The organism is Mesorhizobium qingshengii, from assembly GCF_027563465.1.
GTDB lineage: Bacteria > Pseudomonadota > Alphaproteobacteria > Rhizobiales > Rhizobiaceae > Mesorhizobium > Mesorhizobium qingshengii_A.
On record NZ_JAPFQA010000023.1, the window covers coordinates 48,779 to 63,757 of the forward strand.

Annotated in this window: 10 protein-coding genes and 1 pseudogene; 8 read left to right on the forward strand and 3 right to left on the reverse strand. The window is 59.4% G+C overall.

Annotated features, from left to right (window positions below; translation table 11 throughout):
• Nucleotides 1-43 precede the first annotated feature (43 nt).
• Nucleotides 44-661 carry a DUF2062 domain-containing protein gene (locus tag OOJ09_RS29120; RefSeq protein WP_269908522.1) on the reverse strand — a complete coding sequence of 206 codons (618 nt, stop codon included), beginning with the start codon at nt 659-661 and terminating at the stop codon, nt 44-46.
• A 763-nt stretch (nt 662-1,424) separates the two neighbouring features.
• Here OOJ09_RS29120 and OOJ09_RS29125 point away from each other — a divergent pair.
• Nucleotides 1,425-3,995 (forward strand): membrane-bound PQQ-dependent dehydrogenase, glucose/quinate/shikimate family, encoded by a 2,571-nt coding sequence (locus tag OOJ09_RS29125; RefSeq protein ID WP_269908510.1) that lies wholly within the window; start codon nt 1,425-1,427, stop codon nt 3,993-3,995.
• Nucleotides 3,996-4,156: 161 nt separating this feature from the next.
• On the opposite strand, the gene OOJ09_RS29130 is transcribed toward OOJ09_RS29125, so the two are convergent.
• Nucleotides 4,157-4,759, reverse strand: coding sequence for a carbonic anhydrase (locus tag OOJ09_RS29130; RefSeq protein WP_269908511.1), 603 nt, complete (start codon nt 4,757-4,759; stop codon nt 4,157-4,159).
• 631 nt (nt 4,760-5,390) lie between these two features.
• On the opposite strand from OOJ09_RS29130, the gene OOJ09_RS29135 reads away from it, so the two are divergent.
• The 5 genes from OOJ09_RS29135 to pgm all read left to right on the forward strand — a co-directional run bounded on the left by OOJ09_RS29135 (nt 5,391) and on the right by pgm (nt 12,340).
• Nucleotides 5,391-5,636: a DUF982 domain-containing protein gene (locus tag OOJ09_RS29135; RefSeq protein ID WP_269908523.1), complete on the forward strand. Its 246-nt coding sequence runs from the start codon at nt 5,391-5,393 to the stop codon at nt 5,634-5,636.
• Between the two features lie 62 nt (nt 5,637-5,698).
• Nucleotides 5,699-6,796, forward strand: a complete 1,098-nt coding sequence (gene tal, locus OOJ09_RS29140) for a transaldolase (RefSeq protein ID WP_269908512.1) — start codon at nt 5,699-5,701, stop codon at nt 6,794-6,796.
• A complete protein-coding gene (gene pgi, locus OOJ09_RS29145; RefSeq protein WP_269908513.1) occupies nt 6,796-8,451 on the forward strand; it encodes a glucose-6-phosphate isomerase in 1,656 nt (551 codons plus the stop codon). Before tal ends, pgi begins: the two co-directional genes overlap by 1 nt.
• A gap of 105 nt (nt 8,452-8,556) precedes the next feature.
• Entirely contained in the window at nt 8,557-10,668 is a 2,112-nt protein-coding gene (gene tkt, locus OOJ09_RS29150) for a transketolase (RefSeq protein ID WP_269908514.1), read from the forward strand.
• A gap of 10 nt (nt 10,669-10,678) precedes the next feature.
• Nucleotides 10,679-12,340, forward strand: coding sequence for a phosphoglucomutase (alpha-D-glucose-1,6-bisphosphate-dependent) (pgm, locus tag OOJ09_RS29155; RefSeq protein WP_269908515.1), 1,662 nt, complete (start codon nt 10,679-10,681; stop codon nt 12,338-12,340).
• 29 nt (nt 12,341-12,369) lie between these two features.
• On the opposite strand, the pseudogene OOJ09_RS29160 reads toward pgm, so the two are convergent.
• Nucleotides 12,370-12,917 (reverse strand): annotated as a pseudogene (locus OOJ09_RS29160) (DUF488 family protein).
• Nucleotides 12,918-13,127: 210 nt separating this feature from the next.
• On the opposite strand from OOJ09_RS29160, the gene OOJ09_RS29165 reads away from it, so the two are divergent.
• Both OOJ09_RS29165 and OOJ09_RS29170 read left to right on the forward strand, forming a co-directional pair.
• Nucleotides 13,128-13,343, forward strand: a complete 216-nt coding sequence (locus OOJ09_RS29165) for a DUF2945 domain-containing protein (protein ID WP_269908516.1) — start codon at nt 13,128-13,130, stop codon at nt 13,341-13,343.
• Nucleotides 13,344-13,386: 43 nt separating this feature from the next.
• The coding region (locus OOJ09_RS29170; protein WP_269908517.1) for a molybdopterin-dependent oxidoreductase at nt 13,387-14,979 on the forward strand (1,593 nt) is incomplete at its 3' end.

The window sequence follows — 14,979 nt, forward strand, 5'->3', positions numbered from 1 at the left end:
TTGCCGACGAGCGGACGCATTTTTACGGCTGCCCTTCCGTAATTCACCCTCCAGAACGGCGATGTCGAGTGGGCAGAGGGGGCGATAACACGATGTCTTCGTGCTGCTGGAGCAAGCTCTCCTTTTCGGCCAGTCGCTTGCGCCTTTGTTCGCGGAAAACTGTCATGCCATAGCGCGTGATGCCATAGAACAACAGGCCAAAAATCAGCCCGAGTGGCACCGCACCGCACAGCATGGGCTTTAAGACCGGTGCCCACAGTTGCGAAATTGAAAGGGTCTGCAACATCTCACTCAGATGGGCTGGCTGTTCGTGACTTTGCATGTGGCCGTGCAACATGATCTTGCCGGTCTCCCAAGTCGCTCCCACAACAAACGGGAGGGTCAGCGGATTGCCAAAGACAAATGTTCCTAGCCCTGCCGCCACCATGTTTCCTGAAATCAGCCAGCACACGATGGCGGCAATGGCGAAATGGGACCCTAGTGGAAAGAAAGACGCGAAAACCCCAGCCGCCACCCCCGCCGCGACGGCCGTTGGAGTGGCGTTCAGACGGAGGATACGCTTTGAAACATACTGAAACGATCGCGAGAAGGAGCGGCGCGGCCACATATAAATGCGCAATCGCTCGAAGAGACCATCAGGATTTCGGCGTCTAAAGAGCACTCTCTTGCCCACTCCAAACGCGGTCGGTTGAACGTATGGACCTCGTCTCTGAAAAAAACGCAGCCTGTGCTGCTTTGTTCCGAATTTGCGGATCAACCGGGTGTCCGAAAGCGCAAGTGCGGATAAGTCGGGCAACAGTTGGAAAAACCCAGGCTGAGAACCCGGCATCGTTTTGTACCGAGTTGAATGGGTAGAGCGTCTGGTTATCGGCATCCCGCCAATCCGCCAACCCGCCCATACGTCGGACGCCCCTTTTTCGGCTCCTGCGCAATGCGCCAAGGGCCGCCGGGCTTCTGAAGTGGCAGAACTTTTCACTTCAACAGCGCCCAGGACCAATACGAACCAATTGCCATTTGCGCAGCGAACGCAGTGAACCTGAGCCTGACTCCGACCTAGGTCGTGGAGACGAGGTGAATTATCGACTGAACTATTCGCGCGCCTGACGGATCTCCCAGTTGGGGACCACGCAACAAGGCTTTGTGAGGTGGCTATGTCCGTAGCTCTTTCGAAGGTTCGGAACCAATGCCGCACCTCGAGTCCTTACGCCAGATTTGGCCAGGCCACTTTTTATCCTCCGTGCGGCCCCGGCGCTTAGTTATGACGGATTGTTAACGTCCGTATTGGGAACGTTATCAGTAGCTGGCCGTTTGGCGTAATAACCTCCCGCGTGATTGGTACCCTGGCAGGCAGGGCGTCGTAGCGAAGACGTCTTTTCCTTAGCTCTTGGTGAAAGAACCATGCGGCAAAAACGCGTGGTAACGTCATGTATCGGTTAATTCTTTCAGCCATAATATTGGTCATAGGGGCTGCTCTGCTCGCCGGGGGAATCTGGCTCGCGTCGCTTGGCGGTTCATGGTTTTACATAGGCCTTGGTATTGCCCTTGTGATTTCGGCGGTGCTGACTTACCGCCGCAATCCCGTCGGCCTCGCACTCTATGGCGCAAGCCTGCTGGTGACGCTTGGCTGGTCGCTGTGGGAAGTGGGTTTCGACTGGTGGGCACTTTCGGCGCGCGGCAGCCTTCTCATCGTGCTCGGCGCGCTTTTGCTCCTGCCGCCCATGGTTCGCTCACTGCACAGGCCGAGCACGGGTCTGGCGCGCTATGATGCCTACAGCGGAAGCCTTGCTGGCGCCCTCGTCATCACGGCGCTGGCGGGCATTTATGCGATGTTGCAGTCCCCCCATGATATCGGCGGCAGCTTCGCCGATAACCGAATGTCGGCCTCGCGAGCTGTAGAAACAGTCGTCCCTGACGGGGAATGGCAAGCCTATGGCCGAACGGCTGCCGCCGACCGTTACTCGCCCCTGACGCAGATTACCGCGCAGAACGTCGGCAATCTGAAAGTCGCCTGGACCTATCATACCGGGGACATCCGCGGCCCAAACGATCCCGGCGAAGCGACCTATGAGGTCACGCCGCTGATGATCGACAACACCGTGTACGTCTGTACACCGCACAATATCGTGATTGCCCTCGATGCGGTTTCAGGCAAGGAGAAGTGGCGCTTCGATCCGCATCTTCAGCAGACGATGAAGCAGACCACTCAGCACCTTACATGCCGCGGCGTTTCTTATTTCGATGGCTCGGCTTCGAGCCCGAGGCCCAGCAGCGCAGCGCAGCCCGCCTTGGCTGCAGCAAACGCGGTAAGCGGGTCGCCTCAGACGGCGTCGACGGAAGAACAGCGCCTCGCGGCGAGTGTGGCCGAAGTGACGACACAAGCGGCAGGTGTGCCGCAAAATGTGGTGACCGGCCAGGCCAAACGGGGCGCACCCAATCCCGAAGTCGACCGCAAGGACCCAACGATCACCGCCTCGATCGATCCTTCCTGCGTGAAGCGGCTTATCGCTCCGACATCCGATGGTCGGCTGATCTCGCTCAGTGCCGAGACTGGCAAGATCTGCCCTGGCTTTGGGGGCGACGACGGTACCATCAATTTGTGGGCCAACATGCCGAACATAACCCCGGGCTCGGTCTATTCAACCTCGCCGCCCGTCGTCACCGACCATCTGGTAATCGTAGGCGGGGCGGTAAATGACAACGTCTCAACGACCTCGCCATCGGGCGTTATTCGCGCATTCGACATATACACTGGAGCGCTTGTCTGGAATTTTGACTCCAAGAAGCCCGATGCGACATCGCCGATCTCTAATGGCCAGACGTACTCGGAAAACGCGCCGAACTCATGGAGTGTGTCCAGCTATGATGCGAAGCTCGGCTTGATCTATCTCCCGATGGGCAACCAGTCGCCTGACCAGTACGGCGTCAATCGCAGTGCAGAAGTCGAAAAATTCTCCTCCTCGATCCTCGCGCTAGACGTGAACACCGGCAAGGTGGCCTGGGTCTTCCAAGGCGTGCACCACGATTTATGGGATATGGACGTGCCTGCACAGCCAAGCCTTGTTGACCTCACCATTGGCGGTAAGGAGGTGCCAGCGCTGGTGGCTCCGACCAAGCAGGGCGAGGTCTATGTGCTGAACCGGAAGACGGGCGTGCCGGTTCTGCCGGTTACCGAGGAGCCCGCACCGAGCGGTGCTGTCAAAGGCGATACCACCGCACCAACCCAGCCCGTGTCGACCATTTCGTTCAAACCCGTACCGCTTACGGAAAAGGATATGTGGGGGGCCACCCCACTCGACCAACTCGCCTGCCGTATTGCCTTCCGCGGCCTCAACTACGCTGGGCGCTACACGCCACCCACGACAAAAGGCTCGATTATCTATCCCGGGAATTTCGGCACGTTCAATTGGGGCGCGGTGGCCGTAGACCCGGACCGACAAGTGATGTTCGCCATGCCGGTCTATCTGGCCTTCACGTCCAAGCTAGTGCCACGCCCCGACGCCTTTGCCCGGGTCATTAGCAAGGATGGACAGGACGTGTTCAACGAGAATTTTGGCGCGCCCTATGCGGCCAAGATGGGTGCCTTCCTGTCACCCCTAGGTCTGCCCTGCCAGTCGCCGCCCTGGGGCTATGTCGCCGGCGTCGACTTGACCAACGGCCAGATTGTCTACAAGCACGTTAACGGCACGGTGCGTGACCTGTCGCCTGTTCCAGTGCCGTTCAAGATGGGAGTGCCCGGCATTGGCGGGCCGATCATCACCAAAGGGGGTGTTGCCTTTCTAAGCGGCACTCTCGACTACTATATCCGCGGCTATGATCTAAAAACCGGAGCCGAAATCTGGCGCGACCGGTTGCCGGCGGGAGGACAGGCGACGCCCTCCACCTACAAGGGCGCGGATGGGCGGCAGTACCTCGTCGTTGTTGCCGGCGGCCACGGATCGACGGGGACAGAGGCCGGCGATGCCATCATCGCTTACGCCCTCCCAAACGCGCTTTGACAACGAGGATCAGTCCGTTCGGACTGGCAACAAGGAGAGCGTGATGACGACACCTGGGTATAAGCCAACCGGGTGTCAGCTTACCGCTGGGTTTTGAGATTTCGGGCTGTCTGCCTGCAAGATCGCGCCCAGGAAAGGGTACGTGCCCAAGCTAAACGAATTCAGATACCCTGGTTGCTGGCTATGGTACAGTTCAGGTCAGAGAGCAAACCGTCCTTCAATCCATATATCCAACCATGGATCGATACGCTCTTATTTGACCTCCATGCCGCATGCAGGATGGGCGTGCGTGCAAGACGTTTCACTTGGGACGCGACTGAGCACTCGCAGAGCCGGTCAAGATCCGTGTCGCTCCAAGTACCCGACTCCCGGCATTGGAATTCGGCCTCGGCAACATCTCTGATCGGCTGCAGCCAATGATCGATAAGCCCCAGACGTTGGCCGCTTATAGCGGCACGGATGCCACCGCAGCCATAATGCCCGCAAACGATGATGTGCCGCACGCCGAGTTGATTTACAGCATATTCGACGACGGAGAGCATATTCAGATCGGTGGGATGGATGAGGTTGGCGACGTTGCGATGCACAAAAACCTCGCCGGGTTCCAACCCGGCAATGACATTAGCTGGTACGCGACTATCAGAGCAGCCGATCCAGAGATATTCAGGATTTTGCAAGTTCGAAAGGCGTTGAAAATAATCAACCCTTTCGGCTTTCCGTTCGTCTGACCAGATTTTGTTTCGGACAAAAAGGTCTTCAATCATCATTAATTCCGGCAAGGCTTTGCGCTTGCTTGCAGCGACGTGTGAAAGTCGGCGGCCCTAGTCTTTCCGTATCGCCTCGAAGTCTAGCGGGCCCCAGTTTCGCTATCAACTTCCAGCGCGCATCCTGGATCTGTTCGGCTTGGTGTGTTGTTTACGGGCCCGTCGATCGAGGGGCGGTTCCCGGGTTCCGTACTTGGGACATGGTTGGCTCCTCTCGATTCGCAATACGCGACTGCATGCACTGCGACTAAGGCCGAAGTTCCGCGCTTCGCGGCCAACTGCGCCTGCGGCGTTTGGGTTCCAACGAAAAGTGCGGCAGCGTTCGCCGTTTGCATCTGGAAAGGCAGTCATTCGCGGGAATATCACACTCGATAGCGATCTGGTCCTCGACACGGCGCTTCTATCGACTAGCAAACTGCGTTGTGTTCCGCAGATAACGCTTTCCCGATCAGAGTAGCAAGAAATGAGCGCATCCGGTTCGCTCTTCCAGACCAAAGCCTCCTTGCTGCCTTTCCGGCGCGACCGCTCTCAAACGCGCCGCTGCCATTCACGCAAGGGTGATGCCTGTCGATGAAACTTCGCCTGGCGAGGCGCGTTGTTACAGTTCAGCCAGGTCGAGGCAGGCCGCCCCATGTATGATGCGTGGTTTTCCAAGCCAATATCCGTTGCCACCGGCATAAGCGGCGACATCCGAAACCTGACCAACGCTCGGCAAGCTTTTGACCTGCTTAACGACCATTGGCGTGACGGAGGTAACGATAAGCACCGATCCGCGAAACGGGCATGCCAGCAGGCCTTGAACGGCAGTGTTTCGGCTGACGTCGCGAGAGACGCCTTCATCGACGCAGCTCGGGAAGCGCGCATATTGGTAGAGTGAGCTGCGCGCCGATTATGAGAGTGGCGGGGTGAATTACTTTCTCGCCCACCAGCGAGGTCGCCATGAACGCAACAACCCGATTGCATGAACTCGGCCAGAGCCTCTGGTTGGACAACATCACCCGCGATCTGCTGAGCAGCGGCGCCCTTAAACGCTATTGCACCGACTTTTCGGTGACAGGATTGACGTCGAACCCTACGATTTTCGATAAGGCGATTAAGAACAGCACTGCTTACGACGAAGCCCTTCATCGAAAAGACAAGGAAGGACAAAACGGTGAGCAGGTGTTCTTCGAATTGGCACTCGAAGACCTGACACAGGCCGCAGCGCTGTTCAGGCCAGTCCATGAAGCGACGGGCGGCATTGATGGCTGGGTTTCCCTGGAAGTGTCGCCTTTGCTGGCTAACGATGCCGGCGCCACTGTGGAGGCTGCCAAGCGATTGCACGCGCAGGCGCAGTGTTCCAACCTGTTCATCAAGATTCCTGGTACGTCCGCGGGCGTTGAGGCGATCGAAGAATCGATCTTCGCCGGCGTGCCGGTGAATGTCACCCTGTTGTTTTCGTGCGAGCAGTACATAGCGGCGGCCGACGCGTATTGCCGAGGCATTCAGCGCCGGATCGATGCCGGGCTCGACCCGAAGATCGCCTCTGTCGCCTCGATCTTCGTCAGCCGCTTGGACAAGGCGGTCATGGATAAGGTTAGCCCTACGCTGCGGAACCGTCTCGGCATCGCCATATCCGGGCAAGTCTATAAAGCCTACCGGGAGCGGCTTGCCTCTACCGGATGGCGGAAGCTCGCCGATGCCGGCGCACTTTCCCAGCGTCTGCTATGGGCGAGCACCGGCACCAAGGATCCGCAGCTTCCGCAATCCTATTACATCGAAGCGCTCGCCGCGCCGGACACCATCAACACCATTCCGGAGAAAACGCTCCTTGCATATTCGAAAGATGGGGCGGTGAACGGCGTCATGCGGGAGGACGGTGGCAACAGCGAAACCATGCTTGCCGACTTCGCAAAAGCCGGCGTCGACATTCAGGCGCTTGCCGCACAGCTCCAATTGGAAGGCGCCCAATCCTTCACCAAATCATGGGCCGATCTGATGGCGGTGATTGCGTCGAAGAGCGAGCAGTTACATAGCCCCGTCTCGGTCGGCGGATGATGAGCGCGCTGCTTACGACCAGGACATTGCCGCTCTCGGAACTTCCAGCATGGCAGGCGTTGCTGACACATTGTCAGGAAGTGCGTCGTTTTCATCTGAGGCAGCTCTTCGCCGACGATCCCCAGCGTGGCAAGCGTTTCGCCATCGATGCGTGCGGAATTTATCTCGACTATTCGAAAAACCGCATCACGGCCGAGACGGTCCAGCTTCTCATTCAACTTGCCGAGGCGTGCGGGTTGCGTGAGCGCCAAGAAGCGATGTTCAGCGGTCAGAAGATTAATGTGACGGAGCGGCGCGCGGTGCTTCATACGGCCCTGCGCGCGCCTATTGGCGAGCGAATTTTAGTCGACGGTATCGACGTTGTGCCGGAAGTTCACAAGGTGCTCGGCAAGATGGCCGACTTCACGGACAAGATTCACAGAGGCGCCTGGCGCGGCCATTCAGGCCGGCCGATACGCAACATCATCAATATCGGCATCGGCGGCTCGGACCTCGGGCCGGTCATGGCCTATGAAGCGCTGCGCCACTACAGCCAGCGCGACATGATTTTCCGCTTCATCTCGAACGTCGACGGTACCGACTTCGTAGAGGCGACGCGGGATTTGAATCCTGAAGAAACGCTGTTCATCATCTGCTCGAAGACGTTCAGGACGTTGGAAACGCTGACCAACGCCCACACCGCACGGGAATGGGTCCTGCGAAAGTTGGGCGACGAGCAGGCGGTGGCCCGGCATTTCGTCGCCGTATCGACTAATACCGAAGGGGTCGCTGAATTCGGCATCGACACCAATGAGATGTTTGGAATGTGGGATTGGGACGGCGGCCGCTATTCGATGGATTCAGCAGTCGGCCTGTCCACCATGCTCGCCATCGGCGCGGAGAATTTCCACGCGATGCTGTCGGGTTTCCACGACATGGACCAGCACGTCCGCACCGCGCCGTTCGATCAGAACCTGCCGGTCCTGATGGGCCTGCTCGCAGTTTGGTACATCAATTTCTTCGAAGCGCAGACGGTCGCGGTGCTGCCCTACGAGCAATATCTGAAGCGTTTTCCCGCCTACCTCCAGCAGCTGACGATGGAAAGCAATGGCAAGCACGTCACGCTTGACGGCACGAAAGTCGATTACCAGACAGGGCCGATCTATTGGGGCGAACCTGGCACCAACGGGCAGCATTCCTTCTACCAACTCATTCACCAGGGCACCAAACTGGTTCCATGCGACTTCATTGGGTTTTGTCGGGCATTGAACCCGCTTGGGCGGCACCACGATCTCCTGATGGCAAATCTGTTCGCGCAGACCGAGGCTCTGGCCTTCGGCAAGACGGAAGAGGAGGTCAGGGCCGAAGGGACCCCGGACTGGCTGGTTCCGCACCGCACCTGTGAAGGCAACCGCCCCACCAATACCTTGCTTGCCGAGCGCCTGACCCCAAGGACCCTGGGCAGCCTGGTCGCGCTCTACGAGCACAGCGTCTTCACGCAAGGCGTCATCTGGAACATCGACTCTTTTGACCAATGGGGCGTTGAGCTGGGCAAGGCCCTGGCCGAGAAAACAACCCCTGAACTGGAAACCTCCCAAGCCCCAAATCTCCAACATGACAGCTCGACCAACGCTTTGATCGAGCGCTATCGCCGGTTCCGAAAACGAAAGAGGTAAAGGGCGCTAAGCCCGGCCGCGCCTGCGGCCCCGACCAACATACTGCGGCGCAACCCAGCCAGCACTTGGACGATCGGGTTGCCTACATCCGATCAAAGGATCCCCATGAAACAGGTGCCACTCGACCAGCTCAGCATCAACACGCTGCGAATGCTTTCAATCGATGCGGTCCAGAAAGCAAAATCCGGTCATCCCGGAACGCCGCTGGATGCCGCGCCGATGGCCTATTGCCTGTGGCAACGCTTCCTTCGCTACGACCCTGCCGACCCCGATTGGCCGAACCGCGACCGCTTCGTGCTGTCGGCCGGCCATGCCTGCGCCCTGCTCTACAGCCTGCTTCACCTGTGCGGCGTCAAGGCAAAGGGCGCGAGCTATCCATCGGGCGACCGGCTTGCCGTGACGCTGGACGATCTCAAGAGTTTTCGCCAGGCAGGCAGCCATTGCACGGGGCATCCAGAATATGGCTGGGCGTCGGGCGTGGAAACCACCACGGGGCCACTCGGACAAGGTGCGGCAACAAGCGTCGGAATGGCAATTGCGGAACGGTGGCTGGCGGCCACTTACAATCGACCCGACTATGATCTGTTCTCGCACAACGTCTATGCGCTGTGCAGTGACGGCGACATGATGGAAGGGCTCAGCAACGAGGCGGCATCGCTGGCCGGACACCTCAGATTGTCGAACCTCTGCTGGATTTATGACGACAATCACATCACCATCGAGGGGCCGACTGGCCTTACATTCACCGAAGACGTGGCAACCCGCTTCCTCGCGTACGGATGGCATGTCGAGCGGGTAAGCGATGCAAACGATCTGATGTTGCTGGATAAGGCTTATCAGACGTTCATCGATAGGCATGACCGCCCCACGCTGATCATCGTTCAAAGCCATATCGGTTATGGCGCGCCGCACAAGCATGACACAAACAAAGCCCACGGCGAGCCACTGGGCGCCGAAGAAGTTCGGCTGACTAAGGAATTCTACGGCTGGGATCCGGACGCCGATTTCAAGGTTCCGGAAGGGGTCGTGGCGCATTTCCGCACACATATGGGCAAGCGTGGGGACGCCGCTCATGCCGCCTGGCGGAAATTGTTTTCCGCTTACCGGATGCAATATCCCGACCTGGCCAAACAGATCGACCAGATGCAGCGACGTGAAGTTCCCTCCGGCTGGGACGCCGCGTTGCCCGCCTTCTCAGCCGATGCGAAAGGCCTCGCAACGCGCGACTCGTCCGGCCAGGTGTTGAACGCCATTGCGGAACATTTGCCATGGCTGCTGGGTGGCGCGGCGGACTTGTCGCCGTCAACCAAGACAAACCTCGATTTTGACTTTGCCGGCGACTTTCAGACCCCCGAGCGTGAACAGGCGGTCAGCTACCGCGGGCGGAATTTCCACTTTGGCCTGCGCGAACATGCCATGTGTGCCATCGGCAACGGCATGAGCCTGTCGAAGCTGCGGCCGTTCGTCTCCAGCTTCCTGATCTTCACCGACTACTGCCGCGCGGCGCTGAGGCTGAGTTCGATGATGGAACTCCCGCTCATCTCCATCTGGACCCATGATTCCATCAGCCTCGGCGAGGACGGGCCGACGCACCAGCCCATCGAACAACTTGCCTCGTTCCGCGCCATGCCCGGCATGGTCGTGCTACGGCCGGCAGATGCGAATGAGGTCATGGAGGCATGGAAGGTCATCATTCATCTCAAGGACAGGCCTGTCTGCCTCGTGCTGACGCGACAGGCGGTGCCGACGCTCGATCGCTCGACCTACGCAAGCGCAAGCGGCGTGGCGCAGGGCGCCTATGTACTGGCCGACGCTCCCAGCGGCAGACCCGACGTCCTGCTGCTGGCGACCGGCAGTGAGGTCGCGCTGTGCGTGACCGCCTATGAACAGCTAAAAGTGGAGGGCATCAAGACACGCGTCGTCAGCATGCCGTCATGGGAATTGTTCGAAAGCCAACCAAAGGAGTATCGCGACACCGTCCTGCCGCCAACGATAACCGCCCGCGTGGCAGTGGAGGAAGCGTCCGGTTTCGGATGGGAGCGTTATACGGGCTTCGACGGCACCATTCTCGCGTTGCATAGTTTCGGCCTGTCCGCTCCATCGAAGGTCGTCGCACAACACTTCGGATTCGAACCGGCACACGTCGTTGCGGCTGCCAAGGCGCAAATTGCGGGCCGCCCGTCAACCAAACAGGTCGGGATTGCCCGAACCGAATGAGGCGACCAGTATGACCATGAAAATCAGTGCATTGGCCGGAAAGCCGGCCCCGGCAGACCTGCTCGTCAACGTCGCCAAGCTCGTCACCGCCTATTACAGCCAGGCACCGGACCCTGCCAACCCCTTGCAGCGGGTGGCGTTCGGCACGTCCGGGCATCGCGGCAAGGCGTTTGAGAACACTTTCAACGAGGCGCATGTGCTGGCAATCAGCCAAGCCATTTGCCTCTACCGCAAGCGACAGGGTATCGACGGTCCCATATTCGTCGGCATCGATACCCATGCGCTATCGGAGCCAGCCTTTGTAAGCGCACTTGAGGTGCTGGCCGCGAACGGAGCGGAGGTGATGATGGCGACCGGTGGCGAGTATACGCCCACCCCGGCCATCTCCCACGCAATCCTCAACTACAACAACGGCCGCAAGACCGGGCTTGCCGATGGCATCGTCATCACGCCGTCGCACAATCCACCCCGCGACGGAGGCTTCAAGTACAACCCGCCCAATGGCGGGCCGGCGGATACCGATGTCACTGGCTGGATCGAAAAACAGGCCAATGATCTGCTTGGCAACGGCCTGAAAGGCGTGCGGCGGATGCCGTTCGAGAAAGCCCTTCATGCGCCGACAACCCACGCCTACAATTTCCTGAGCGCTTACGTGAACGATCTCGGCAATGTCATCGACATGGATGCCATTCGCGGAGCGCATGTCCGCATGGGCGTCGACCCGCTCGGCGGCGCGGGAGTCCACTACTGGCCCGCCATTGCCGACCACTACAAGCTCGACTTGACCATCGTCAATCGGCAGGTCGATCCCACTTTTCATTTCATGACGGTCGATTGGGATGGCCAGATCCGCATGGACCCGTCTTCATCCTACGCCATGCAAGGCCTTATCAGCCTGAAGGGCCAATTTGACATCGCTTTCGCGTGCGACACCGATCACGACCGGCACGGCATCGTCACGCGCAGTGCCGGGCTGCTGCCGGCCAATCATTACTTGTCGGTGGCGATTGATTACCTGTTCCAGCATCGCCCTGAATGGCGCAAGGCCGCCGCCGTTGGAAAAACGGTGGTGAGCAGCCAGATGATCGATCGCGTCAGCGCCAGGCTGAAGCGCAGGCTGTATGAAGTGCCGGTCGGTTTCAAATGGTTCGCCGAGGGCCTTCAGGACAGCTCGCTGGGTTTTTGCGGCGAGGAAAGCGCTGGAGCGACGTTCATGCGCCGCAACGGTGCCGTCTGGACGACCGACAAGGACGGCATTGTCCCGGCGCTGCTGTCGGCCGAGATCACGGCAAGGATGGGTCGCGATCCCGGCGAGGTTTATCGCGACCTGGCGAAGGCGTTGGGCGAACCGGTCGCCGACCGGCTCCAGGCAACCGCAACCCCAGCACAAAAGGAGAAACTGTCGAAGCTTTCACCGCATGAGATCACGTCGAAGACCTTGGCTGGGGAACCGATCCGGTCGGTACTTAGCCGGGCACCGGGCAACAATGCCGAAATCGGCGGCGTCAAGGTGGCCACGGAAAACGGCTGGTTTGCCGCACGCCCGTCGGGCACTGAAGACATCTACAAGATCTACGGGGAGAGTTTTCGCGGACAGGACCATCTGCGCGCCATTCTCGCCGAGGCCCAGACGATCGTCGACCATGTACTCGGGGCAACCCAAGGAAACTGAATCGGCTTACCGCTGGCGGTGATCGATACCTATTTCCCGAGGAGATGCTCCCCGGGATAAACAATCGTTCCATCATCGCGCACGACAGCACCTGGTGTCAGACTGGCCTCCTCGACATGATCGGCCCCAAGGATATGCATGACGCGTTCGCCTTCTGCGAGCAGGTAGTCGGAAATGATGCGGCGGTGGCAGCGCCACCAGACGGCTTCCGCGCACATGATTGCGCAGCGATGCCGGCTGCCGAGCTCTCGCAGTTGCGCCAAGCCTTTGGCGAACGGCTCGGTCAGCGCATAGCGTAGTTGCGAAAACCACGTACGCGCCAATAGCTATTGGGGGAAGGTTCCGCGCCACGCGCCCTGCCCCGCAAGCCGCCAAGCGCGGTGATATGCTCATAGCCGATCCGCCACGGCGCCAACGCTGCCGGAAGGCTTTCGCCGTTGAACTGCGGATTGGTGCGCGAACGCGGCATCGAGCGCACATCGACAACCAAATCGACACGAGACTGCGCAAGCAGTTCGCCGAACTCGACGATCGTGCGCGTGGAATGGCCTATGGTGAAGAAGCTGTTCGTTTCGATTCCAATCTGGCGGCGCGTGGCGACCGGCCACCTCGGTGCGGATCGTAGCCGGTTTATCTTCCAGATCGAAAAGGCCTCCATCGGGAAGCGATTCACCGGAACCGAATTCGAGCGCGATGGTTGAGTTATATATCCTCGCCGTGCAACCGCGCCATCCAGGCGCGAAACGGCGTCGTGGTTCCGAGAACCCACGTTACCCGGTCGAGCTTCATGGCGGATAGATTCAAAGTCGGCGATCACGTGAGCTGGGATTCGGAAGCCGGGCGCGTCAGCGGCACGATCGTCCGTGTCCACACAGGCAACTTCGAGGTCCATGGCTACACACACCATGCGAGTGAGGAAGCGCCGCAATACGAAATCAAAAGCAGCAAGACCGAGCACATCGCCTTTCACAAGGATTCGGCGCTCACCAGACTTCGCGGCTGACGCTTCGCCAGAGGCCGATCGATCGAAAGAAGGCAGTTGACCGATGCCCACCAACTCGCAGCCTCCTTCGTCCGAACCGATCCGCGCCAAGCTCAGCGACGCCGACGATTGCATCCGTCTCAATCATTGGATGTCGCCGCAAAAAGGGATTTTCCCACGCATCCGCATTGGGACTCACTGGATCAATACGCTGTGGGCGCTGCCGATCGGCGCCGCCGCTCTGCTCTGCATGATTGCCTCGGCACAGAGCTTGCGGGAGCTTCCGGGCGTGGCTGCCTTCATCCAGAACCATCCGGGCATCGCTCAATCGACACCATTGGTGGATTCTGGTTTTCCCTGGTGGCTGCAAGTCCAACATTTCCTGAACATGTTCTTCATGCTCTTCATCATGCGGTCCGGCCTGCAAATCCTGGCCGACCATCCACGACTGTATTGGGGACGAGACTGCACGCCGGGAACCGATTGGTTTCGTTTCCAGGTGCCGGTGCCGAAGGACCGCGTCTGGACGGCGAAGGATGATTCCGTCACGCTGCCGACATGGCTTGGGATTCCGGGCCTCCGGCACACGCTCGGCCTATCGCGCTGGTGGCATTTCTCAATCAATCTCTTATGGCTGATCAACGGAGTAGCCTTCTACGTTCTACTCTTTTCAACCGATCAGTGGCGCAGGCTGGTGCCGATGACTTGGGAAGTTTTCCCGGCCGCGCTCTCGACGGCGATCCAGTATGCCTCGCTGAACTTCCCGGTTGATGAGGGCTGGACCCGCTACAACGGCCTCCAGCAACTCAGCTACTTCGTCACCGTGTTCATCGCTGCGCCTGTCTCGATCGCCACAGGGCTGATGCAGAGCCCCGCGATTTCCAATGCGGCAGGATGGTTTGGCCGATTATTCAACCGGCAGGCCATGCGATCGGTTCATTTCATCTCGTTCGGCTGGTTCGTCGGCTTCATCCTGGCGCATGGCGCGATGGTCTTCGTCACCGGCATCCGGCAGAATACCAACCATATGTTCGCCGGGATCGACGACGCTTCATGGACGGGTTTCCCCCTGTTCCTTGTGGCGATGGCCATCCTCTTCGCAACCTGGCTAGTCGTCTCGCCCCTCACCATCCGCTATGCCCGGTTTGTGCAGCGCACCGGCGCATTCATGATCGGCTGGCTGATGGGGCCGGCAGAAGGCTGGGATCCGCGCTCGCAAATGACGAAGAAGGATATTTCGCCTTATTTCTGGCCGAACGGCACGATGCCTAGTTCCGAGGAATTTGACGATCTCGTAGCTGGGAATTTCGCGAGCTACGCACTGCGCATCAGCGGGCTCGTCGAGACGCCGAGCCAATTCTCCCTGGCCGAGCTCAAGGCAATGCCAAAACAGGAACAGATCACCACGCATTTCTGCATCCAGGGTTGGTCCGGCGTCGCCGAATGGGGCGGCGTGCCCATGCGCGATATTCTGGACCTGGTGAAGCCTACACCGGATGCCCGCTACGCCGTGTTCTATTCGCTGGCTGATGGTGCCGATGGTGGTCGCTACTACGATGTCCACAAGATCGAAAATATGTGGCACGACCTGACGATTCTTGCCTATGAGATGAATGGCGCGCCACTCAGCGTTTTGCACGGCGCGCCCTTGCGGCTG